This window comes from Mesorhizobium sp. RCAM 06353 (assembly GCF_059683585.1).
In genome coordinates, this window is sequence record NZ_CM185031.1 from 2,473,163 (window position 1) to 2,496,551 (window position 23,389).

Annotated in this window: 16 protein-coding genes; 8 read left to right on the forward strand and 8 right to left on the reverse strand. The window is 63.3% G+C overall.

The features are described from left to right. The first annotated feature begins 252 nt into the window (after positions 1-252). Positions 253-1,026 (forward strand): histidinol-phosphatase, encoded by a 774-nt coding sequence (gene hisN / locus AC56QX_RS11760; RefSeq protein ID WP_497116056.1) that lies wholly within the window; start codon positions 253-255, stop codon positions 1,024-1,026. 30 nt (positions 1,027-1,056) lie between these two features. Here the strand turns inward: hisN and AC56QX_RS11765 are convergent, their stop codons facing one another. The 3 genes from AC56QX_RS11765 to AC56QX_RS11775 form a co-directional block, all read right to left on the reverse strand. Then, entirely contained in the window at positions 1,057-1,887 is an 831-nt protein-coding gene (locus AC56QX_RS11765) for a helix-turn-helix domain-containing protein (RefSeq protein ID WP_497116057.1), read from the reverse strand. Positions 1,888-1,993: 106 nt separating this feature from the next. Next, positions 1,994-2,239 carry a DUF1127 domain-containing protein gene (locus tag AC56QX_RS11770; RefSeq protein WP_497116059.1) on the reverse strand — a complete coding sequence of 82 codons (246 nt, stop codon included), beginning with the start codon at positions 2,237-2,239 and terminating at the stop codon, positions 1,994-1,996. Positions 2,240-2,552: 313 nt separating this feature from the next. Then, complete coding sequence (locus tag AC56QX_RS11775; RefSeq protein WP_497116060.1) at positions 2,553-3,530, reverse strand: alpha/beta fold hydrolase; 978 nt, start codon at positions 3,528-3,530, stop codon at positions 2,553-2,555. Positions 3,531-4,011: 481 nt separating this feature from the next. On the opposite strand from AC56QX_RS11775, the gene AC56QX_RS11780 reads away from it, so the two are divergent. From AC56QX_RS11780 to AC56QX_RS11795, 4 genes are all read left to right on the forward strand, one after another. Further along, complete coding sequence (locus tag AC56QX_RS11780) at positions 4,012-4,479, forward strand: Hsp20 family protein (protein WP_013893124.1); 468 nt, start codon at positions 4,012-4,014, stop codon at positions 4,477-4,479. Positions 4,480-4,934: 455 nt separating this feature from the next. After that, positions 4,935-5,420, forward strand: a complete 486-nt coding sequence (locus tag AC56QX_RS11785; protein ID WP_497116062.1) for a Csu type fimbrial protein — start codon at positions 4,935-4,937, stop codon at positions 5,418-5,420. Positions 5,421-5,458: 38 nt separating this feature from the next. After that, positions 5,459-6,190 (forward strand): fimbrial biogenesis chaperone, encoded by a 732-nt coding sequence (locus AC56QX_RS11790; protein WP_497116063.1) that lies wholly within the window; start codon positions 5,459-5,461, stop codon positions 6,188-6,190. A gap of 20 nt (positions 6,191-6,210) precedes the next feature. Next, positions 6,211-8,577 carry a fimbria/pilus outer membrane usher protein gene (locus AC56QX_RS11795; RefSeq protein ID WP_497116065.1) on the forward strand — a complete coding sequence of 789 codons (2,367 nt, stop codon included), beginning with the start codon at positions 6,211-6,213 and terminating at the stop codon, positions 8,575-8,577. A gap of 24 nt (positions 8,578-8,601) precedes the next feature. On the opposite strand, the gene AC56QX_RS11800 is transcribed toward AC56QX_RS11795, so the two are convergent. Both AC56QX_RS11800 and AC56QX_RS11805 read right to left on the reverse strand, forming a co-directional pair. After that, the gene (locus AC56QX_RS11800; protein WP_497116067.1) at positions 8,602-9,453 is read right to left on the reverse strand and encodes a Csu type fimbrial protein; all 852 of its coding nucleotides are present in this window, start codon (positions 9,451-9,453) and stop codon (positions 8,602-8,604) included. 291 nt (positions 9,454-9,744) lie between these two features. Next, positions 9,745-10,794, reverse strand: a complete 1,050-nt coding sequence (locus tag AC56QX_RS11805) for a threonine aldolase family protein (RefSeq protein ID WP_497116068.1) — start codon at positions 10,792-10,794, stop codon at positions 9,745-9,747. Positions 10,795-11,289: 495 nt separating this feature from the next. On the opposite strand from AC56QX_RS11805, the gene gltB reads away from it, so the two are divergent. Together gltB and AC56QX_RS11815 are read left to right on the forward strand one after the other, a co-directional pair. Further along, entirely contained in the window at positions 11,290-16,035 is a 4,746-nt protein-coding gene (gene gltB / locus AC56QX_RS11810; protein WP_497116069.1) for a glutamate synthase large subunit, read from the forward strand. A gap of 145 nt (positions 16,036-16,180) precedes the next feature. After that, on the forward strand, positions 16,181-17,635 hold the full coding sequence (locus tag AC56QX_RS11815; RefSeq protein WP_497116071.1) for a glutamate synthase subunit beta: 1,455 nt from the start codon (positions 16,181-16,183) through the stop codon (positions 17,633-17,635). 30 nt (positions 17,636-17,665) lie between these two features. On the opposite strand, the gene AC56QX_RS11820 is transcribed toward AC56QX_RS11815, so the two are convergent. Together AC56QX_RS11820 and AC56QX_RS11825 are read right to left on the reverse strand one after the other, a co-directional pair. Next, positions 17,666-18,895: an SGNH/GDSL hydrolase family protein gene (locus tag AC56QX_RS11820; protein ID WP_497116073.1), complete on the reverse strand. Its 1,230-nt coding sequence runs from the start codon at positions 18,893-18,895 to the stop codon at positions 17,666-17,668. Between the two features lie 123 nt (positions 18,896-19,018). Continuing rightward, positions 19,019-20,242: a lytic murein transglycosylase gene (locus AC56QX_RS11825; protein WP_497116074.1), complete on the reverse strand. Its 1,224-nt coding sequence runs from the start codon at positions 20,240-20,242 to the stop codon at positions 19,019-19,021. A 212-nt stretch (positions 20,243-20,454) separates the two neighbouring features. Here AC56QX_RS11825 and galU point away from each other — a divergent pair, with 212 nt between their 5' ends. Then, positions 20,455-21,360 (forward strand): UTP--glucose-1-phosphate uridylyltransferase GalU, encoded by a 906-nt coding sequence (gene galU / locus AC56QX_RS11830; RefSeq protein WP_027030893.1) that lies wholly within the window; start codon positions 20,455-20,457, stop codon positions 21,358-21,360. Positions 21,361-21,523: 163 nt separating this feature from the next. On the opposite strand, the gene AC56QX_RS11835 is transcribed toward galU, so the two are convergent. Then, entirely contained in the window at positions 21,524-23,323 is a 1,800-nt protein-coding gene (locus AC56QX_RS11835; protein WP_497116075.1) for an outer membrane beta-barrel protein, read from the reverse strand. Positions 23,324-23,389: the final 66 nt, after the last annotated feature.

Consider the following 23,389-nt stretch of genomic DNA (forward strand, 5'->3'; position numbering starts at 1 on the left):
TCTAGGGAGGAAACGCCCAAGGAGGGCATGGACAGGAAAACCTGTCCGAGGTTGAGGGTATTGTGCGGTGCACAAATGTCAAGCGACCTTCAGGCTTTTTTAATTCAGAGTGATGTGGAAATTGCGTTTCGATGACGCTTGCGTGACATTTGGGCAACAGTTGTCACGGCGAATAAATCGATAAACAGGCTTGTTTTGGCGGGAAAGTGTCGGCAGAGCCCGGTCGTGCGCTCTGCAATGCGGGAGAATCAGTTGGACATCAGTATCGATTTCATGCGCCGTATCGCGCAAGCGGCAGCGGCCGAGACCTTGCCGCGCTTTCGCGCCCAGGGTGCCGTGGCCAACAAGGAAAAAGGCAGCTTCGACCCGGTCACCGAAGCCGACCGCGAGACGGAACGCGCCATCCGGGCCCTGATATCGGCCGAGTATCCCGACCATGGCATTCTCGGCGAGGAGCATGGTAGCGAAAACATCTCCAGCCGGCATGTCTGGGTGATCGATCCGATCGACGGCACGCGCGCTTTCATCTCCGGCCTGCCGGTGTGGGGGACGCTGGTCGGGCTGACGATCGATGGCGATGCGGTCGCCGGCATGATGGCGCAGCCCTTCACCGGCGAACTGTTCTACGCCAACGCCTCGGGCTCGCACTATGAGGGGCCGGGCGGCCCGCGAAAGCTTTCGACGCGCAAGACGACCAGCCTCGCTGACGCAACGCTGTTCACCACCACACCGGCGCTATACAAGGGCGAGGCGCGCACGCGCTATGACGCTTTCGAGAAACAGGTCCAGCTCGCCCGCTACGGGGCCGATTGCTATGCCTTCGCCATGATCGCCTCGGGAAGTGTCGACATTGTCGCCGACCCCGGCTTGAAGCCCTACGACATCGTGGCGCTGATCCCGATCATCGAGAAGGCGGGCGGTGTCGTCACCACCTTCGATGGTGGTCCGGCGGAAAAGGGCGGCGATGTGCTGGCGGCGGCGACGCCGGAGCTTCATGCGGCCGCCATGGCTGCCCTGCGCGGCTGACATTTCCCTGCCTTCTCTGGTGAAATGGCTTCAGCGCGGCTTGATCGAGCGCTGGAACTCCACTGGCGTGCGCCCGTAGACCTGCCTGAAAGCCGAGCTGAAATGGCTGTGGCTCGAAAAGCCGAGGTCCATGCCCAGCGTGGTCAGATTGTGGTAGCGGCCAAGCAGGTCGAGCGCACGCGCCAGCCGCAGGCGCAGATGATAACGATAGAGCGGCATGGCCTCGACCTGCTGGAACATTTGCGTCAGATAGACCGGCGAAACGCCGACCTCGGCGGCAATTTCGGCCAGCGTCCAGCGCCGCGACAGGTCCGACGACAGCACGAGCTTGGCGCGGTCGACCAGCTTCTGCCGCCCGGGGCTGGCGCCCGCGACATGCGAGGTGCGCTCGCCGAGCGAGCGCCGCACCAGCGTTAGCGCCAGCGTCTCGGCTTCCAGCGTTTCGGCGACATTGCGGCTCAGGCTGTGGCGCAGCAGTGCCACCAAGGCCTGCGCGCGCGGATCGATGCGGCGGCGCTGGCGACGAAACGCCAGGCGGTCACCGGCGCGCAGCTGCTCCTTCGGTGCCAGTTCCCGCAATTGGCCTTCCTCGATGACGAGGTCGAGGCAGGCATCGCCGCCCTCGATGGGATGGCTGACCTGGTAGGCCTCAGCTTCATTGAAGAACAGCAGCTGATTGGCTTCCGCCACGGCGTCGTTGCGGCCGACATGGCGCACGAAAACACCGCGATAGGGAAACACTAGATGCGTGGCCGACGTGCATTCCTCATCGCTCCTGTGCCGGCATTCGCCGTTGCAGACGACGTCCCGCACCTTGACGATACCGGTATCGAGAAGCGGCTGAACCGTGAATTGCGACATGGCCGTTGAGCTCTTTTCCCCGCGCCGGAACGTTCCGGCGGCGCGAGGGGCATTCTACGCAATCGGTCTGCCCAGTCCTGTCAGGAGACTTCTCGACAAGCGCTGCTCAGTCCCGCAAGCCGCGCCTGAATTCCGAATAGGCCTGGCCACGCGACAGACCGATGTCCTTGAGCTGTTCATCGGTCATTTCGAGCAAGGCAAGCCGGCTTCGGCGCTTCTCCATCTGGCGGGCGAGCCATCTCGCTACCGCGATACATCGGGCCCGCATGAACTGCAGAAGGGTTTCGGTGCGCACTGCCGGCACCGGGACCTGGCCAGCCAGGCGTTGTGCTGCTGCGTGATCGGTGCGCATGGCTCAATCCTCGCTCACGCCGGCCGCCGAGGCGCCGGCTTCGTTCAGCGCCTGGGCGCATTCCTCGCAGCAGACCTCGACGGTCTTGCCGCCGACCTTGACGCGGATCGGGTTGGCATCGAGCTGGCAATCGCAGGCGGCGCAGGTTTCTCGGTCATGATCTCATCTCCATGGCGTTCAATTCGACGCATGCAGATGAGCATTCCGGGGCGGCCGCGGGCTGTCAGAATCTTTAGCAGTTTGCGTCCCAAGGGGCGCTGCCGGCCGATCATCCTGACAACGGTGTGTCAGCTATGCCGGCCTGCGCTACCGGTCAGGCCGTCGGGTCGTCGGAGCCGGGAATGAAGGCGTCGAAGGCGGCCAGGAATTGTTCGCGGTAGAGGTCGACTTCCTGCAGGATTTCGTGCTTGGAGCCGTCGATCATCAGCAGTGAACCGAGCCTCAGACTTCTGGCATAGGCCTCTACCGCCCTGGTCGAGACGACCTGGTCGGCGCCTGCGGCGATGATCAGCAGAGGCACCTGAATCCGGGCCATGAAATCGGGGTCGCTGACGGCCTCCGACGCCTTTGCCGCTGCCTGCAGCCAGCGGATCGTCGGCCCGCCAAGCGCCAGTTGCGGATACTCTTCATAGATGCGGGTGTTGCGGCGGTAGCGCTGCGGATCCGACGTTACCTTGTTGGCCAGGAAAGGCAGCGTGTCTCTCGGCCGTGGACCCCAGGCGGCATAGAGCCGGCCAAGACCCAAAGCGCAGAAGAACGAACAGACGCGGCGGACGGTGCTGATCGAGACCGGCAGGTCGGGCAACGTCAGGAACGGCGCGATCAGCACCATGCGCCGCACGCGGTTGACCATGGACGGCGCGGCAAGCAGCGTAATCACCGCTCCGGCGGAATGGGCGAGGATGTAGTATGGCCCGCGGCAATCCGGCAGCACGATCTCCTCGAAGAACTGCTCCAGATCGGCCGTGTAATCGCGGAAGGAGCGGACATAGCCACGCTGGCGATCGCGGATCAGCCGGTCGGAATCGCCCTGGCCGCGCCAGTCGAGCGTGGCGACGCCAAAACCCCGGGCGGCAAGGTCGCGGATGGTTTCGAAATATTTCTCGATGCACTCATTGCGGCCGGACAGCAGCACCACTGTGCCCCGCTTCGGACGTGTCACCGCCCCGAACAGGCCATAACGGATCTTCTTGCGGTCGCGCGTGGCGAAGAAGCCGCCGGTGGCGTTTTCCGGTCGCGGATTGCCCTCGGTTTCGTGGAAAAGCGGAGTCTCTTGGAAAAGGTCCGTCATTCGGCGCTTTGTGCTCGGCGTCTTCACGTACCAGCCTGTCGCGGCTGGCCCCGCCCAAGGTGATAGACGCCAATCCATCAAAAGCAAAGCAAATCCGGCCTATGCCGGGACTGCACGGGGAAGGCCGGAAGCCGCTCGAAGGCGTGCTTCCGGCCCCTGTCGATCCGGGAGGAAGGGACGTTAACACCCGGTTCGGCCTCGTCGCGGCACCTCTGTAACTCTTGTGCCGCCTGTCCTTGATCTTGAGGACACTCTAGTGCTGGCTGTCTGAACGCGCGCCGAAGCGCCGGTTCATCTGCCGTTCATCGAGGGGCAAGCCATTCCGTTTTTTGCCGCCGGGCGAAATCTTGAAATGCATTCCGGCGCTCCCCAAATGTGGAATGCGGTCGCCAATGTCGGGGCCGCTGGTCCTCCCGAAACGCCGCTCACGGGTTTCGCACAGGCCATACGCAAACCATGTTGCTCAACAGGAGAACACCTCATGCGTCACGTTGATTTTTCACCGCTCTATCGCTCGACCGTCGGCTTCGACCGTCTCTTCACCATGCTGGATTCGCTTGCGCAGCCCGATGGCGCGCAGACCTATCCGCCATACAACATCGAGCGCACCGGTGAGGATTCCTACCGGATTTCGATGGCGGTCGCCGGCTTCTCGGACGAGGAAATCTCGATCGAAGCCCACCGCAACGTGCTGACCGTGAAGGGTGAGCGCAAGGACGAGGGCACCGGCGAAGGCTCCGAGCTGCTTTATCGCGGGATCGCCTCGAGGGCGTTCGAGCGCCGCTTCCAGCTTGCCGATCACGTTGAAGTCGTCGGCGCCGCGTTGAAGAACGGCCTGCTCTTCGTCGACCTCAAGCGCAACATTCCCGAGGAGCTGAAGCCGCGCAAGATCGCGATCACCTCGGCCCCAGCCAAGGCCAAGCAGATCGAGGCCAAGACGGCCGCGTAACGTAGCCCAGGGATAGAAGCGTCTCCTCCCGAGACGAAAGCGGCGCCGAAAGGCGCCGCTTTTTTTGTACCAGTCCGATCAACGAAACCGGATATTGCGCGGTCATTGCCCTGAAACCCGATCGACGTAGCTTTCAACGGCATGCAGCACCATCGGATGAGCGAATTCGCTGACCCGTCGCTTCCGCAAGGGCGCTTCAAAACGAGTGGCTGCACACGCCGTTGAAGCGTTAATCTCGCCTTGCCCTTTCGCAAATCTATCGGGCGACACGCCGGATACGGGGCCGCTTGCCGATGCGGGAAGCCGGACTGGCAACGTAACTTTAGATATTTCTAAATAATAAATACCTTATTAACCAAGATCGAACATATTTCGGTTCGGCTCAATCCACGGACTCACAGCCTGCAATCCCGCCTTCGCCTTCTCTCTGGAACCATCGAAAGGACCCTCGTCGAATGTGGCGGAAACCTACAGTGTGCCTGCCGATCCTGGCACTTTTCGGCGGCGAGGCACACGCTACGACAACAACCACTCCCATGGTCGTGCAGATGACGATCACCGCGTCCTGTACCATCAGCAGCGCTTCGACCTTGAACTTCGGCTCCTCGGGCGTGATTGCGGCCAACGTCGACCAGACATCCACGGTCCAGGTTCAATGCACGAACACGACCCCCTATAACATTGGCCTGGACGCTGGCACGGGGTCGGGCGCGACCGTGGCTGCCCGCAAGATGACGAACGGAGCCGCCACGATCACCTATTCTCTTTACAGCGACAGCGGCAGAACGACCGTCTGGGGCAGCACTATCGGAACCAACACGGTTTCGGCGACCGGTAGCGGCGCTGCCCAGAGCTTTACCGTATATGGACGCGTGCCGGCGCAATCAACGCCCGCGCCAGCCGTCTATACGGATACGGTGACGGTCACGGTAACTTATTAAGGTCGGCCGCATCGACGGTCGATGCCAGGGGGTGGCAAATGAATTGGGCAAGGCTGGCTCCAGCTTTGGTGGGAGCATTGCTGTTCGGCGGGGTGCAGGTCCGCGCAGATTCGCTTCAGGTACAACCTGCTCTCGTCGATGTCGTCACGCCCGGCGCGGCGTCGACCATCACGCTTCGCAATGAAGGGCGGACGCCGACCAACGTGCAAATTCGGGTCTTTCGCTGGTCACAGGCCGATGGCCAGGAATCGCTGCAGCCCACGGAAGATGTGGTTGCCTCTCCTCCGGCCGTCACGCTGCTGCCAGGCGCCGACTATGTCGCCCGGATCGTGCGCGTGGCCAAGCGGCCGGTCGTGGCCGAGGAGGCCTATCGCCTGCTCGTCGATGAGCTTCCGGACGCCAGCAGGGTCAAGACCGGTACGGTGAAGCTCCTGGTTCGTCACTCGATTCCAGTCTTCTTCGGTTCGCCGGAAAGAACGCCGCCGGCCGTTGACTGGACGATATCAAAGCAGGACGGCCGGCTGATCGTTTCGGCCCGCAACAAGGGCGGCACGCGCCTGCGTATCTCCGCGCTGTCGCTGCGCGATGCCGGTGGGCACAAGATTTCATTCGGCGGGGGGCTTGTCGGATACGCGCTCGGCCAGTCGACCATGCGATGGGCGGCACCGACCGGTGGGCGCAAATTCGCCGCCAAGGGATCGGTCGCCATCTCGGCTCAGGGCAACGATGGCACGATCAATGCCGTGGCGCCGGTCGTCGCCGCGCCGTGAATGCGGCTTGTTTCCTGACATTGTCGATACTTTTTGCCACGCTGATACAGTCCAACCAAGCAGCCGGGGCGGTCCAACAGCTTCAGCTCGAAGTCTTCATCAATGGCGCCGCCACCAACCAGATCGCGGCTTTCGTGTCTCCCGACGGCCAGCACCTTGGCGCAACGCCCGACGAGTTGCAGGCATTGGGGCTGGACGTTGGCAAGCAGGTCCGGTCAGCGGCAGTCCCAGTCATGCTCGACACGGTGCGGGGGCTGGCCTATCGCTACGAGGTGCGGGAGCAGCGCGTTTTCCTGACGATCAATGATGGCCTGCGTGGAACGATGTCCTACGACGCGACACCAGGCCATGAGGCCGCGCCTGACGTTCGGGCGGGGTTCGGCGGTGTCCTCAACTACAATGTGTTCGCGGCGTCACGGCAGGAGCCCGACGCCGGCGGCTTTACCTTCAGTGGCGTTTCCTCCACCCTCGACGCGCGCGTCTTCTCGCCGGTGGGCACGTTCAGCCAGTCGGCGATCCTGCGGCTGGCGGACGCCGGCCGCGCCGATGGCTTGAGGCTCGACACCGCCTATACCTATTCCGATCCGGCGACGCTGATGACATATCAGGCTGGTGATGCGATTTCCGGCGGTTTCGCCTGGACAAGGCCGATCCGCATCGGTGGGCTTCAGGCGCGCCGCAATTTCGGTCTTCGCACCGACCTGATCACCCAGCCGCTGGCATCGGTGAGCGGCAGCGCGGCAGTGCCGTCGACGGTCGACGTCTACGTCAATGACCTCAAGACCTATTCGCACACCGTCGACAGCGGCCCGTTCCAGATCACCGACATTCCCGTCACCACCGGCGGCGGGCAGGCAATCGTCGTGCTGCGGGATGCGGCTGGCCGCGAAACGCGCACCAGCGTGCCGTTCTACAACTCACCCAGCCTGCTGAGGCCAGGGCTGTTCGACTTCTCCCTGGAGGCCGGCCTGCCGAGGCTTGGGTACGCGACCTCGTCCGATGCCTATGCCGTCAACCAGCCAGTTGCATCGGCAAGCCTGCGCAAAGGCATCTACGACTGGCTGACGCTGGAAGGCCACGCCGAGGCCAGCAAGGATCTGGTCAATGGCGGTCTGGGCATGGTGATGCGCACCGGCTCGCTTGGCGTTGCCTCATTCGCATTGGCCGGCAGCCATAGCGGAGGCGGCAGCGGGCTGCAGTCCTATGCCTCCTACGAGATCAGGATCGGGACCCTCAGCGTAAATGCCAGTTCGCAAATGACCTTCGGTTCCTATGATGATCTCGCCTCGGTGACCGACAGGCTTCAGGACAGCGGAACCCCCGGCCACGCCTTCTTCGACCTCCTGTCATTCGAACCAGCAGGCATGGATGCATCGACGCGAGCGAGGCCCCCGAAGATGGTCAACAGCATTTCCGTTGGAACGCCGTTGTCGTTCGACAGCGGCAGCATCAGCGCGAGCTACATCGATCTGGTGTCGGCCGGAGGCCAGAGTTCCAGGATACTCACCGCGTCCTATTCGCGAACGCTGCCTTTCGGCTATCTCAACGCCACCGCCTTCGCCGAACTTGGCGGGCGACGGAACGCCGGCTTCTTCGGTGGGCTGTCCATCCCCATCGGGGGCGATGCGATGGCATCGACGGCAGTTTCGGCCGCCAAGCACGGGGTCGACGTGATCGCCGAAGTGAACAAGCCGCTCGGCGAGGAACCAGGCAGCGTCGGCTGGCGGACCAGCTTCATCCAGGGCGGATCCTCGGAGGGCTCCGCGGCGGTCTCCTATCGCTCCTCCCATGGACGTGCCGATGCCGCCGTCGGGCGTTCAAGCTCGGGCACCACCGCGACGGCCCAGTTCGACGGGGCAATCGCAACGATGGGATCCGGCATCTTCCTGACGGATCGGATCGACGACAGTTTCGCCATTGTCGAAACAGGCTTGCCCGGTGTCGGCGTGCTCTATGAAAACCGACCCATAGGCGTCACCGATGCAAAGGGCCGGCTGCTGGTGCCGGGCCTGCGCGCCTATCAGCGGAACAAGATTGCCATCGAAACGACCAATCTGCCCGTCGATGCCGACGTCTCGACCACCCAGGACGTCATCGCGCCAGCCGATCGAGCCGGCGTGCGGGTCGATTTTCGGGTTCGTACCAATGTCGGCGCCGCGGTCCTCGTCCTGTCAGGTCCAGACGGACAGCCGCTCGAGGTCGGGTCGCACGGCACGATCAACGGCAAGCAGGACTTCGTCATCGGCTATGACGGGCGTGCCTATGTAAAGGGGCTGGCGCAAAAGAACACGGTCGTTGCCGAGACCGCCAAGGGCGCGTGCCAGGCATCGTTCGGCTACACACCGAAAGCAAACCAGCAAGTGCTCATCCCGATCGTTTGCCGCTGACACCCGACCGGCCGCTGGGGGCCATCAGTAGGTAACTGTCACGACGATCGTGTCGGTGTACGCTCCAGGCGCGGGCGTGGTCTGAGCGGGGGCGCGGGCGTATACGGTGTATGCCTGGTCCAGTCCGGTTCCGGTGCCGCTGGAGGTGTCGGTGCCGATCGTATTTCCCCAGACGGTGGTCCTGCCGCTGTCGCGGTAAAGCGAATAGGTTACGGTCTTGGCGCCGCTTGTCATCTTCCTGTTGGCAACCGTGGCGCCGGAACCGCTGCCCGCGCTCAGCCCGATATTGTAGGGCGTCGAGTCGGTGCAGCGAACCGTAACCGAACCCGTCGAATCGACATCGGACGCCAGCACCCCGACGGAGCCAAAGTTCACGTTGGTGGCCGAGACGTTGCAGTTCGCGTTGATTGTCGCGGTCCAGGTGGAGCCGCTCGACGTGGCTTGCCGGCTGCCGGTCGGGCATGCTGCAGCTGTCTTGTAGTCATAGGCGGCGGCCGGCGCCGTGGTCATGGTCCAGACATACGATCCGGGGCCCGAAGTGGTCTGATTGGCGAACACCCTGCCGTAGACGGTCAGCGACGTACCGGCGCTGCCCGAGGAGCCCAAAGCGAGATCGTAGGTCGTCCCGATGGGATAGAGCCCGTAACTGGTCGTGGCCAGACCCCAGGACCCCCAGATCGTCGTTCGCGACGGGTCGCTGTAGAGTTCGTGGACTAGTCGCTCGGAGCCGGACGCCAGCCGGCGGTTGCCGGCCGCGTTGGTCTGGCCGGGTGAAAGTTCGACGCAAAGGCGCACGGTCTGGTTGGCTGTCCCGGTGCAGTTGATCGAGAAAGTCGCCGTCGTGTCGTCAGCGGCTCCGCTCAGAATGTCCACCACGCCGTACGATCCGTTGGCCGCCGTTACGGAGCAGCTCTGGGACCAAGCCTCTTGCAGACTGCAAACGACGAAGATTGTGACCAGCACTGCCCGCAGCCGAGCCGTCCACTGATGCGAACGGCATAATCGTCGATGTTTCCTGAAGCCTGATCCGCTGCCTGCCATTGTCTCTGCCTATCACGGGCCGAGACCAATTCAAAACCGGGCTTGTCGTGCGCGTTTTTCAGTTGCGCCACAAGCTTTGGACATGGCCGCTCGGCATGAAACGGCCGTGCATTTGGGCGACATGCATCAGGCGATCAGCTGGCCAAAGCGGTCGACTTCCTCTGACGTCGTGGCAAAGCTGGTGACGAAGCGGTAGAGCAGTTCGTCCTCGCCGATATGGCCGTCGAAGCCGTGCGGCTTGTGCCAGTCGTAAAAGGCCGCGCCCGCTGCCTGTAGCCTGTCGGCCTCGGTCTTCTTGATCACCGCGAACACCTCGTTGGCTTGCGGCAGCCACGCCAGCTTGGCGTGGGCCGAATCCTCGATTGCCGCGGCGAGGCGGGCGGCCATGGCGTTGGCGTGGCGCGCGGTGTCGAGCCACTGGCCGTCCTTGAAATAGGCTTCGAATTGCGCCGCGACGAAGCGCGACTTCGAAAACAGCTGAGCGGCGCGCTTGCGCAGGAAGGACAATTCCTTGGCGCGGTCGAGGTCGAACAGCACGATCGCCTCGGCGCACCAGCAGCCATTCTTGGTGCCGCCGAAGGACAGGATGTCGACACCGCGTTTCCAGGTCATTTCGGCCGGCGTCGTGTCGAGCGCGACCAGCGCATTGGCAAAGCGGGCGCCATCCATGTGCAACGGCACGGAATGTTCTTTGGCGATGGCCGAAATCGTCTCGATCTCGTTCAGACCGTAGATGGTGCCAACCTCGGTCGACTGGGTGATCGAAACCGCCATTGGCCGTCCCCAGTGGACGATTTCGGGCGCGAAGCGGCCGATGGTCCGCTCCAGATTGTGCGGGTCGATCTTGCCCAGTGCGCCGTCGATGGCATGCAAGCGCGAGCCGCCGGAGAAATATTCCGGCGCACCGCATTCGTCCTCGACGATGTGCGATTCACGATGACAGAAGGAAATGCCGCCGGGCTTGTTGAAGGTGGTCAACGACAGCGAGTTGGCGGCGGTGCCGGTCGCGACGAAGAACACCGCGACCTCGCGCTCGAAAATCTCGCTGAAACGCTGGTAGACCGCCTGGTCGAGTGCGCTGTCGCCATAGGCGGTGGCAAAGCCGCCGGCCGCGGCCGACAGGCCGGCAACGATATTGGGATGGGCGCCTGCCCAATTGTCGGAAGCGAAGAACATGCATCTGCCTGTGTTTGGGGGAAATCGGTGCGGAGTTGACTGGTTTCAGAGGCCAACCGCAAGGGCCAGTCGCCGGAAAACCGTTAAAGCCAGCCAAGCCGACAGCGCCGGGATCGACGACTGAAGCTTACGTTTTCCCTCCACTTCACGTAATTTTATGTCGCGGAGGGCTCAAGTTTTTTGTGAATCGGTCTTGTGTGCGTCTGGGAATTCTGCCATAAAAATTTAGGACAGTAGTGCTGTCTTATTTTGTCGCACAAAACAGGCTGGATTGGCGTAACATATTGGCCTCTCCGGCTGTTGCTGCGAGCGACAGGTGGACGGCCAGACGCTGGCCTGTACGATACCAGATGCGGACCATGCGGAAAGCCGCTTGGTTCGGCAAGGATTTCGCAAGACGTGCCGCAAGGATCAGGGTGAGCCAAGCGCTTGCCGAGGCAAATTAGCGACCTAAGAATGGCCAGCGCCTGAAGGGCTGGAACGGAGGACAGGACAATGACGGACATGACGCTCTCTGCGACGAACGGCCAGGCCGCGCAGACGAAAGCGGCTGCCGTCAAAAATATGTTGCGAACCGATGCTGGCCGAACCGACATTGGCCAAACCGGTTTTGCCCCTCGGGGCCTCTACGATCCGCGCAACGAGCATGATGCCTGCGGTGTCGGCTTCATCGTCAACATGAAGGGCGTGAAGTCGCATCAGATCGTCAAGGACGGCCTTGCCGTGCTTGAAAACCTGACGCATCGCGGCGCCGTCGGCGCCGACCCGCTGGTCGGCGATGGCGCCGGCGTGCTGGTGCAGCTTCCCGACCAGTTCTTCCGCGAGGAGATGGCGGCGCAAGGCATCGAACTGCCAGCGGCGGGCCAGTACGGCGTTGGACACTGGTTCATGCCACAGGACGCCGCGCTGCGCGCCCATATCGAGGACATCATCGCCGAATCGGCGCAGTCCGAAGGGCTGCCGCTGCTCGGATTCCGCGACGTGCCCGTCGACAATTCGTCGCTGTCGAAGGCGCCCGACATTGTCGCGTCCGAGCCGTTCCACCGCCAGATCTTCGTCGGCCGCACACCGGACATTACCGACGACGAAGAGTACGAGGCCCGGCTCTATCTGCTGCGCAAGGTCATCTCCGGCCGCATCTATGCCGAGAACGACAACAAGGACATCGGCGCCTATTGCGTGTCGCTGTCGGCGCGCACCATCGTCTACAAGGGCATGTTCCTGGCCTACCAGGTCGGTGCCTATTACAAGGATCTCAAGGACCCGCGCTTCGACACCGCGCTGATCCTTGTCCATCAGCGCTTCTCGACCAACACTTTCCCGTCGTGGAAGCTGGCGCATCCCTACCGCATGGTCGCGCACAATGGCGAGATCAACACCGTGCGCGGCAACAACAATTGGATGGCGGCGCGCCAGGCCTCGGTCGATTCCGAGCTCTTCGGCAACAACATCTCGAAGCTGTGGCCGATCTCCTATGACGGCCAGTCCGACACGGCATGCTTCGACAATGCGCTCGAATTCCTGTTCCAGGGCGGCTACAGCCTCAGCCACGCCATGATGATGCTGATCCCGGAAGCTTGGGCAGGCAACAAGCTCATGGATGCCGATCGCAAGGCGTTCTATGAATATCATGCCGCGTTGATGGAGCCGTGGGACGGGCCGGCGGCGGTCGCCTTCACCGATGGCCGCCAGATCGGCGCCACGCTCGACCGCAACGGACTGCGCCCGGCACGCTACATCGTCACCGATGACGACCGCGTCATCATGGCCTCGGAAGCCGGCGTGCTGCCGGTGCCGGAAGAGAGGATCGTCAAGAAGTGGCGGCTGCAGCCCGGCCGCATGCTTTTGATCGACCTTGCCAAGGGCCGCATCGTTTCCGACGAAGAGATCAAGTCGGAGATCGCGACCAAGCACCCTTACAAGACCTGGCTCGCCAACACGCAGCTGATCCTTGAGGATCTGAAGCCGGTCGAGCCGCGCGAATTGCGCAGGGATGTCAGCCTGCTCGATCGCCAGCAGGCGTTCGGCTACAGCCAGGAAGACACCAAGCTGTTGATGTCGCCGATGGCGACCACCGGCCAGGAAGCCGTGGGCTCGATGGGCACCGACACGCCGATCTCGGCGATGTCGGACAAGTCGAAGCTGCTCTATACCTATTTCAAGCAGAACTTCGCCCAGGTCACCAACCCGCCGATCGACCCGATCCGCGAGGAGCTGGTGATGAGCCTGGTGTCCTTCATCGGGCCGCGGCCAAACATTTTCGACCTGGTCGGCAATTCGCGCCGCAAGCGGCTCGAAGTGCGCCAGCCGATCCTGACCAATGGCGATCTCGAAAAGATCCGCTCGATCGGCCACACCGAGGACCGTTTCGACACCAAGACGATCGACATCACCTATGGCTCGAATGAAGGCGCTGCCGGCATGCAGGGCGCCATCGACCGCTTGTGCGAGCGCGCGGAAGCGGCGGTCGCCGGCGGCTACAACATCATCATCCTGTCCGACCGCCAGCTCGGCCCGGACCGCATCGCCATCCCGGCACTGCTCGCAACAGCAGCAGTCCACCATCATTTGATCCGCAAGGGGCTGCGCACCTCGGTCGGCCTGGTCGTGGAATCCGGCGAGCCGCGCGAAGTGCACCACTTCTGCTGCCTTGCCGGCTATGGCGCCGAAGCGATCAACCCGTATCTCGCTTTCGATACGTTGCTCGACATGCACAAGCGCGGTGAGCTGCCGGAAGAGGTCGACGCCTACGAGGTCGTGTCGCGCTACATCAAGTCGATCGGCAAGGGCATCCTCAAGGTGATGTCCAAGATGGGCATCTCGACCTACCAGTCCTATTGCGGCGCGCAGATTTTCGACGCCATCGGGCTGAAGACCGATTTCGTGCAGCAATATTTCACCGGCACCGCGACGCTGATCGAAGGCGTCGGGCTGGATGAGGTCGCAGGCGAAACCGTCAGCCGCCACACGGACGGTTTCGGCAGCGACCCGGTGCTGCGCAACAGCCTGGATGTCGGCGGCGAATATCTGTTCCGCATGCGCGGCGAGGCGCATATGTGGTCGCCCGACGCGGTCGCCACCTTGCAGCACGCCGTGCGCCAGGGCTCGTGGGAGACGTTCAAGGAGTATTCGGCGCAGATCGACAGCGAGACGGCTCGCGCGCAGACCATCCGCGGCCTGTTCAAGATCAGACTGGCAGAGGAGAGCGGGCGCAAGAAGGTCGCGCTCGACGACGTCATGTCGGCAGCCGACATCGTCAAGCGCTTCTCGACCGGGGCGATGTCGTTCGGTTCCATCTCCAGGGAAGCGCACACGACGCTCGCACGCGCCATGAACACCATTGGCGGCAAGTCGAACACCGGCGAGGGTGGCGAAGAGGCCGACCGCTACCTGCCGCTGCCCGGCGGCGGCAAGAACCCCGAACGCTCGGCGATCAAGCAGGTCGCCTCGGGCCGCTTCGGCGTGACGGCCGAATACCTCGTCAATTCCGATGTCATGCAGATCAAGGTGGCGCAGGGCGCCAAGCCCGGCGAGGGCGGCCAGTTGCCCGGCCACAAGGTCGACGCGACTATCGCCAAGGTCAGGCATTCGACGCCCGGCGTCGGTCTGATCTCGCCGCCGCCGCATCACGACATCTATTCGATCGAGGATCTGGCGCAGCTGATCTACGATCTGAAGAACGTCAATCCGGCAGCCGATGTCTCGGTCAAGCTGGTGTCGGAAGTCGGTGTCGGCACGGTTGCTGCCGGTGTCGCCAAGGCGCGCGCCGACCACATCACCATTTCGGGCTATGATGGCGGCACCGGTGCCTCGCCGCTGACTTCGCTCAAGCATGCCGGCAGCCCATGGGAAATGGGGCTTGCCGAAACGCACCAGACGCTGGTGCTGAACGGCTTGCGGTCGCGTGTGGCGTTGCAGGTCGATGGCGGCTTGCGTACCGGCCGCGACGTCATCATCGGCGCGCTGCTCGGCGCCGACGAGTTCGGCTTCTCGACCGCGCCTTTGATCGCGGCCGGCTGCATCATGATGCGCAAGTGCCACTTGAACACCTGTCCGGTTGGCGTCGCCACCCAGGACCCGGTTCTGCGCAAGCGCTTCAAGGGCACGCCCGAGCACGTCATCAACTTCTTCTTCTACGTCGCGGAAGAGGTGAGGGCGCTGCTCGCCGAAATGGGTTTCACCCATATCGACCAGATCATCGGCGATACCGACCTTCTGGAAAAGCGCGACCTGATCGTGCACTGGAAGGCGCGCGGGCTCGATTTCTCGAAGATGTTCTACAAGCCCGATGCGCCGCATGAAGCGGTGCACTGGACCGAGCGCCAAAAGCATCCGATCGACGATGTGCTCGACCGCAAGCTGATTGAACTGGCCAAGCCCGCGCTTGAGAGCAAGCAGCCGGTCAAGATCGAGGTCGACATCCGCAATGTCGACCGTTCGACTGGCGCCATGCTGTCGGGCGAAGTCGCCAAGCGTTTCAAGCACAAGGGCCTGCGCGAGGATACGATTTCGGTGAAGCTGACCGGCACGGCCGGCCAGTCCTTCGGTGCCTTCCTGGCGCGCGGCATCTCGTTCGAGCTTGTCGGCGCCGGCAACGACTATGTCGGCAAGGGCTTGTCGGGCGGGCGCATCGTCATCCGACCGCCGGAGAACTCCAAGATCGTTGCGGCGGACTCGATCATCGTCGGCAATACCGTGCTCTATGGCGCGACTGAGGGCGAGGCCTATTTCGCCGGCGTTGCCGGCGAGCGTTTCGCTGTGCGCAATTCAGGTGTCGCCGCCGTCGTCGAAGGCGTCGGCGACCATGGCTGCGAATACATGACCGGCGGTGTCGTCGTCGTCATCGGCAAGACCGGACGCAACTTCGCCGCCGGCATGTCGGGCGGCGTCGCTTATGTGCTGGACGAGGCCGGCGATTTCGCCGAGCGCTGCAACATGGCGATGGTCGAGCTGGAGCCGGTGCCGGAAGAAGACGACCTTATGGAAAGGCTGATGCACCATGGCGGCGACCTCGACCACAAGGGCCGCGTCGACGTGTCGGGCGACATGACCAGCCATGACGAGGAGCGGCTCTACCAGTTGATCTCGAACCACGTTCATTTCACGGGTTCGGTGCGCGGCCGCGAGATCCTCGACGACTGGACGATTTTCCGGCCGAAATTCCGCAAGATCATGCCGGTCGAATACCGCCGCGCGCTGATCGAGATGGAACGCATGCGCATGGGCGTCGCGGCCGAATAGACTTGTGAGAATTGCCGGGGAGCCCAGGTTTCCCGGCCCACCTTCATCGACAGTTTGACCTCGGGCGCAAGCTTGCCATGGCTGCCTCAAGAGGTTAACGGGTGCGGCGCGAAACCCGCACCATCTGGACAGCAGGAACTGGACTATGGGCAAGGTAACAGGCTTTCTCGAAATCGACCGGCAGGTGCACAAGTACCAGCCAGCCTCCGACCGCATCCGGCATTTCCGCGAGTTCACGCTGCCGATGTCGGACAAGGAGGTCGAGAAACAGGCCGCGCGCTGCATGGATTGCGGCATTCCGTTCTGCCACGGGCCGACGGGCTGCCCGATCCACAACCAGATCCCTGACTGGAACGACCTCGTCTACAACAGGGACTGGGACAACGCGATCCGCAACCTGCATTCGACCAACAACTTCCCGGAGTTCACCGGCCGTATCTGCCCCGCACCTTGCGAGGAAGCCTGCACGCTGAACCTCGAGGACATTCCGGTCGCCATCAAGACGGTCGAGCAGGCGATCGCCGACAAGGCCTATGAGACCGGCCATATCAGGCCCTATCCGCCGGAGAAGAAGACCGGCAAGCGGGTCGCCATCATCGGCTCCGGTCCCGCCGGCATGGCCGCCGCCCAGCAGCTCGGCCGCGCCGGCCATGACGTCCATGTCTACGAGCGCGAAAGCCGCCCGGGCGGGCTGATGCGTTACGGCATTCCCGACTTCAAGATCGAGAAGCACTATATCGACCGGCGCATCGAGCAGATGCAGGGCGAGGGCGTGACCTTCCATTGCGCCGTCAATGTCGGCGTCGACAAGCCGGTGGCCGAACTGCTCGCCGAACATGATGCCGTGCTCTATTGCGGCGGGTCGGAAACGCCGCGTGCTGCCGGCATTCCCGGCGACGATCTCGGCGGCGTGCATGACGCCATGCCCTATCTGGTGCAGCAGAACCGCCGCGTCGGCGGCGAGCCGATCCAGTCGGTGGCGTGGCCGTCGCATCCGATCATCGCCGGCGGACAGCATGTCGTCGTCGTCGGCGGCGGCGATACTGCGTCCGACTGCGTCGGCACCGCCTTTCGTCAGGGCGCCGTGCGCGTCACCCAGCTCGATATTCGCCCGCAGCCGCCGGAGAAGGAAGACAAGCTCGCGGTCTGGCCCTACTGGGCGACCAAGATGCGCACCTCGTCCTCGCAGGCCGAGGGCGCCGAGCGCGAATTCCAGGTGGCGACGCTCGAATTCATCGGCGAAGAGGGCCAGTTGACCGGCGTCAAATGCTGCGAGGTCGACGACAAGCGCAAGCCAATCCCCGGCACCGAATTCGTCATCCGCGCCGATCTCGCCTTCATCGCCATCGGCTTTGCCGGACCGGCCGCGGCCGGTGTGGCGAAGGAATTGGAGGGCGAGATGAAGATCACCACCGACAGCCGGCGATCCAGGAATGTCGAGGCCAATGACCGCGACTACCGGACCAGTGTCGATAGGCTCTACGCGGCAGGCGACGTGCGCCGTGGTCAGTCGCTGGTCGTCTGGGCGATCCGCGAAGGCCGCCAGGCAGCGCGCGCGATCGACGAGGCGCTGATGGGGACGAGCGTCCTGCCACGCTGAGATCGTACGGCCTCGGAGCGTTCCTGGCTATTAAGGGGTGATCGCCGTCGTGGTGTCGGCAGCAGCGGCCGTCGCCGGCGGTTCGGCCTTCGGCGGCCTGGAGAAATCGTCGGCGCGGCCGGGTGACGCCTCCGGCGCCTTGCCCTCGATCACCAGTCTTTCCGCGGGAAGAGCCGGATTGGCCTTTGCCGGCGGTGCGGCGCCGAGCAGTTCGGTGCCGCCGTCGAGGGCCGGGTCGCTGAGCAGCATGGGTGCGGTGCGGTCGATGACAATGGGGGCGGCGGCTGGCGCCGGTGCCTCGACGGGGGCCCCCGCAGGTGCGGTGGCCGGAGCCACGCTGCCGGGTGCGGCCAGGCCGAGGATTTTGGCCAACGGCTTTTCGGTGTAGAAGGCAAGCTTGCGTTTGCCGGCCTTGGAAACATTGATGCCGTCATCGGTGCGCAGCCGCACCGGCTGGCCGTTCATATCGGGGCCGGTGGTGATGAAAGCGCCGGTCTCGTCGACAAAGCCGTCCCAGACATCGACGAATTCGCCGCCATGGTTTTCGGCGGCCTGATGGTAGATGTCGTTGAAGGCCAGCATGTCGGAGGTCATCTTCGGCACCCGGAAGGCCGGCATGCCGACCCACAGGAACGGCACCTTGGCGTCGGCGATGACCTTGCCGAGTTCGTCGGTGCGGCGCTCATATTCCTTGGTCCAGTTCTCGGACCGGGGCTGCTCGCGCACATCCCCCACCTTCATCTGCTGGCGGTCGTTGGACCCCAGCATCACAACCACGGCGGCCGGTTTCTCGGTCTCGATCAACGATTTGATCTGTTCGGGCCAGTTGTAGAAATCATCACGCACGAAGCCGGATGAACCATTGGAGCGAACGATGATCCGGACGGCCGGATTGTCGGCAAAGGCGGTGTCCAGGCCTTCGGCGAGGCCGGACGCCATGAAGTCGCCGACCACCAGGACCGTCCGAGCGTCCGGCGCCTTCTCAACTATCGGCACTTGTGGTTCGACGGGTGCACGTGGGACCCGGGGTTTGCGTGGCTTCGGCTTTGCCTTCTGGATGTCGAGCGGTGGCTCAACCCGCTCGCTGCGCCGCGGGAAGAGAAGGTCGCGCAACGACCACCCCCGATTTTGCTGCGGCTGCTCCTGCGCCATGGCCGGTGCATGGAAGGCCCCGGTGGCGCCGATCGCCAGCAGGACGATCGCAAGACAAAGGATCGGCGTGCGACGAACAAGGATCGCGATACGCGCGGCCGAAACCAATCACTCCTCCATCCCCTTGTGCCTGGTCCCGCAAACCGGAGCCGGTTTTGCGGCCAGGCGCAAGTTCAAAGTGCCATGGCGCCCGCTAAGTGCGCTAGAAACGCGCGTGGCGCCGGGCCGGCTCTATTTTTGTCTGAGCCATTTGAGCACTTCCATGCTCGGGTAACCGTCTTGGGTCAAGCCGACCTTTGCCTGATAGGTCATGATGGCTGTTTTGGTGCCGTCACCGATCTTGCCGTCGAACTTGCCGTCATAAAGCCCGTGCTGCGAGAGCCGCTTCTGCAATTCTTGCCTCTCCTCGAAGGAGAGCTTGGTGAAAGGCCGCTGCCAGTCCTGCACGAGCCCACTGGAGCCGGCGATCTCGTCGGCAAGAAGGCCGACCGCCAGCGCATACTTGTCGGCATTATTGTAGGCCTTGATGACGGAAAAATTCCTGATCATCAGGAAGGCCGGCCCGCCGCGACCATCCGGCACCTTCAGCGTTGCCTTGTCGGTGGGATTCTTGAACGGTTTGCCATTGGCTCTGGCGACGCCAAGCGCCTGCCATTGCGCCAGCGTCTTCGATCCGGCGGGCAGTTTTCCGGCCGGTAGCGTGACCTCGTAGCCCCAGGTCTTGCCGGCCTGCCAGCCGTTCTTCTTCAACAGATTGGCTGATGTCGCCAGCGCATCGGGGATGGAATTCCAGATGTCGCGCTTGCCGTTGCCGTCCATGTCGACGGCATAATGCTGGTAGCTGGTAGGGATGAACTGGGTCTGGCCCATGGCGCCGGCCCAGGAGCCCATCAGGTGGCTTTCGTCGATGTCGCCGGTCTGCAGGATCTTCAGGGCCGCGACCAGCTGGGTGCGGGCGTATTTCGACCGCTTCGGATCGCCATAGGCGAGTGTCGCCAGTGAGCGCACAACATTGCGCATGATGTCGTCGCGTTTGAGAATCTCGCCATAGTTCGATTCCATCGACCAGATGGCGAGCAGGATATAGCGGTCGACGCCGAACCGCGCTTCGATCCTGTCCAGCCACGGCTTCCATTTCTTGGCCATCTGCTGGCCGACGGCGACGGACTGGTCGTGGACGCGGTTGTCGAAATAGTCCCAGGCGGGTGCCGTGAATTCGGGCTGCGTGCGGGCCTTTTCCAGCACCACCGGATCGGGCTCCTTGATGTCCCGGAAAGCCTCGTCGTAGACAGAGCCGGAAACGCCACCGGCCACGGCGGTGGCGCGGAAGCCGGCGACCCATTGCCGGAAACCGGCGTCGGCGAAGGCTGGCCCGGCAGGCATCAGCAGGGCGAGCGAGAGGCTGGCCGCCGTCATGACGCTGGTAAAACGTTTTGCGGCATTGCGAACGGACATGTTTTCCTCCTTCTCTGTCTCAGGAAAGACCATTCATCGCCGAACCGGGTTAGGAATTAGTTTACCATAGGTGTCGCCTGGAACGAAAAGACGCCCTCGATGCTTTAACCGGTGGAAGTTTCCCTCACCCGCTCCAGTAATCTTCAATTCCGGCGTGAAAATGTCGCGAGACAGGGATTGCGGAGCCGGCCAGCAAACGGATAATTGAAAGCATGAAGAGAGTTCGCAAGGCAGTTTTCCCAGTCGCCGGTCTCGGCACGCGGTTCCTCCCGGCCACCAAGGCTGTTCCCAAGGAGATGCTGACCGTCGTCGACAGGCCGGTCATCCAGTATGTTGTCGATGAGGCGCGGGAGGCGGGTATCGAGCATTTCATCTTCGTGACCGGCCGCAACAAGGCGGTCATCGAGGATCATTTCGATATCCAGTTCGAGCTCTATGACACGCTGGCCCAGCGCGGCAAGGACGAGCAGCTTGCCCGGCTGCAGCGGCTGCAGCCGGCGCCGGGGCAGACCAGCTTCACCCGCCAGCAGGTGCCGATGGGTCTCGGCCATGCCGTCTGGTGTGCGCGCGAACTGGTCGGCGACGAGCCGTTCGCACTTCTGTTGCCCGACATGATCATGCAGTCGGAGAAGAGCTGCATGAAGTCGATGGTCGAGCTCTACGAGGAAACCGGCAACAACATCATTGCCGTGCAGGAATGCGACCCGGCAGAGGCCCACAAATACGGCATCGTCGGCCGCGGCGAGGATACGCATCACGGCTTCCGCATCACCGAGATGGTGGAGAAGCCGAAGACCGGTACGGCACCCTCCAACCTCTACATCAACGGCCGCTACATCCTGCAGCCCGAGATCTTCAAGATCCTCGAAGGCCAGGAAAAGGGCGCCGGCAACGAAATCCAGCTCACCGACGCGATGCTGAAGCTGGAGAAGCAGCAGGCTTTCTACGGCTACCACTATCAGGGCCGTACCTTCGATTGCGGCTCGCCGGAAGGCTTTGTCGAGGCCAATGTCGCCTTCGCGCTGTGGCGCAGCGACATGAACGAGAACATGGCTGGCGTCATCCGCACGCTTCTCGACGAGATGAAGCCGTCCGAGCGCCGCGGGGCGGCATTTTAGGATATGCCGATATTCAGGTGATGCCGGCCTGCGAATGCCGGCTTCCTGCGCTTCCGGTGCTCACGTACTTTAAGTACGCTCCGCTCCGGTTCTCGGAGCCCACCATTCTCGGCGCGGCCTGACCTGAATCTCAACATATCCTTGGCGTTCGTGCGCAAGCAGCTCAGCGCTGCACTTTCAGGCCGAGATAGATGCTGTTGGCGGTGTAATCGCGGCCGGGCAGGTTGCTGGTCAGCTTTTCGGTCCTCACCCTTGTGGTGAGGCCGGCATAGCGGTTCAGCCACCAGGTCAGCCCGGCCTCGGCGCTCAAGATCTGGTCATGGCCATCGATGCCGACATAGTGGCGCCAGTCGAGGCCGAGCGCCGCATTTGCGGTCAGATTGGCGCGGATCTGCCGTTCGCCGGTCAGGCGGCCGGAGTAGAGGATATCGCCGCTTTCCCCTGATGTGGTCGTGGTCTCGACGGTGGTCTTGCCGGTCAGGCCGATCGTGGTTCCGCGCTCCGGCGACCATTTGAGGTCGGCATTGACGGTCGCACCCGAAATCTCGTCCAGGTTCTTGTCGTCGATCGCTTCCCGCAGCCAGCCGGCCGAGAACTCGCCCGACAGTTTCTCACCCATGTCGAGTTGCAGGCCGGCGCGGGCGCCAAGCCGCGTCGAGGAGCGCTCGAAGCCTTCATTGTCGATGCGCTGATCATAGGCTCGGCGGCCGACCTCGATTTCGGTGAACGGGGTGAGGGCCGGGGAGATTTCGTAACCGGTGCGCAAGGTCGCCGTGTAGAGCGTGTTGTCCTGATCCTTCTGCGACAGTGACGTGCCGTCCGAAAGCTCGGCGTCGCCATAGAAGTCGTGCGAGACCGCGCCAGTCAGCGTGTACTGCATCTTGCCGACGTCCTTTTCGACGCCGAGGCTGCCGTCGATCGTCTGGCGCAGCGGCTGCGTGCTGACGCCGGCAATGGCATCGGGCGACGATGCCGATTCCGGCACGGCTTCGTAACCGAGCTTGGCGATGGCGCGCAGTTCGTTGTCGAGGTCGACATTGAGCTGGCCTTCGATGCGGCCTTGCGCATCGTGAACCGGATAGCCCGACACGGTCTCGCGGAACAGGCCATAGCCGTCGATGGTGGCGGCGTTTTCGCGCCAGTCGGAAACGGCGGTAAAGCGCAACGCCGTCTCCGACAGCAGCGCCGAGGTGCCGGCACTGCTCGAATCGCCGTTCGTGGTGGCGGTCAGGCCTTGTTCGATCGACGGCCGGATGACGAAGGAGCCCCATTTGACGCCGGTGGGCGCGAACGGATCCTCTTCGGCTTTCTTGTTCTGGCCTTCAATGGCGGCGGTGCGCTCGGCGCCGGGGTCGAGCTTCTGCCTGTCGGCGCTGTCGACGGTGAGGGCACGGCGGTTGGCCGTCTCCTCATCCGTGTCGGACGTACCGGCAGCATCCGTCGTGGAGGCCGTCGTTGAAGCGGTGGTGTCGGTGGTTGCAGCCGTCGTTTTTTTCTTCTTTTTCGACTTGTCGGTCGTCTTGGTGCCCGCTTTGGCCTTGTCCTGATCCGTCGCGTTCTGCCCGGCGCTCGATGGGCGGCGGCGAGGCTTGGGCGGCGTCGGATTGTCGGTGGAGGTGTCGTCAGTCGCCTGCGGTGGATCGAAAACGCTGCCAGTGGCGGCATCGGTGCCGGTGTCGTCGGGGACGGCGCCGGCGCTGGCCGGCAAATAGGTGCGCGGCGGCGTGTCATCCTGCGTGGCGTTACCCGGCGCCTGCTGGCCCTGGGCGGCAAGGGCGAGCTGCCTTGCCTTGCGCTGCTGGTCGGACAGGATCGCCGATTCGGAAACCTCGCCGCGCAGCTCCGTTTCCTGGGCATGAAGCGGCATCGGGCGCAGCAAGGCAAACATGCTGGTCGCCAGCAGCAGAGCGCAGACCGCCTTGCCCTGTCGTCCTCTCGATTTTTCTGGCTGGGCCCCGGACATCGCCACCACTGCTTGCGCGGCGCTATGCGCGCCATACTTACCGAACCGTAAATGGGGATGGTTAAC

Coding starts and splice junctions, on each gene's coding strand:
- AC56QX_RS11765 (WP_497116057.1), bottom strand. CDS start 1,887: ATGTCGCAATTCACGGTTCAGCCGCTTCTCGATACCGGTATCGTCAAG.
- AC56QX_RS11770 (WP_497116059.1), bottom strand. CDS start 2,239: ATGCGCACCGATCACGCAGCAGCACAACGCCTGGCTGGCCAGGTCCCG.
- AC56QX_RS11775 (WP_497116060.1), bottom strand. CDS start 3,530: ATGACGGACCTTTTCCAAGAGACTCCGCTTTTCCACGAAACCGAGGGC.
- AC56QX_RS11780 (WP_013893124.1), top strand. CDS start 4,012: ATGCGTCACGTTGATTTTTCACCGCTCTATCGCTCGACCGTCGGCTTC.
- AC56QX_RS11785 (WP_497116062.1), top strand. CDS start 4,935: ATGTGGCGGAAACCTACAGTGTGCCTGCCGATCCTGGCACTTTTCGGC.
- AC56QX_RS11790 (WP_497116063.1), top strand. CDS start 5,459: ATGAATTGGGCAAGGCTGGCTCCAGCTTTGGTGGGAGCATTGCTGTTC.
- AC56QX_RS11805 (WP_497116068.1), bottom strand. CDS start 10,794: ATGTTCTTCGCTTCCGACAATTGGGCAGGCGCCCATCCCAATATCGTT.
- gltB (WP_497116069.1), top strand. CDS start 11,290: ATGACGGACATGACGCTCTCTGCGACGAACGGCCAGGCCGCGCAGACG.
- AC56QX_RS11815 (WP_497116071.1), top strand. CDS start 16,181: ATGGGCAAGGTAACAGGCTTTCTCGAAATCGACCGGCAGGTGCACAAG.
- AC56QX_RS11825 (WP_497116074.1), bottom strand. CDS start 20,242: ATGTCCGTTCGCAATGCCGCAAAACGTTTTACCAGCGTCATGACGGCG.
- galU (WP_027030893.1), top strand. CDS start 20,455: ATGAAGAGAGTTCGCAAGGCAGTTTTCCCAGTCGCCGGTCTCGGCACG.
- AC56QX_RS11835 (WP_497116075.1), bottom strand. CDS start 23,323: ATGTCCGGGGCCCAGCCAGAAAAATCGAGAGGACGACAGGGCAAGGCG.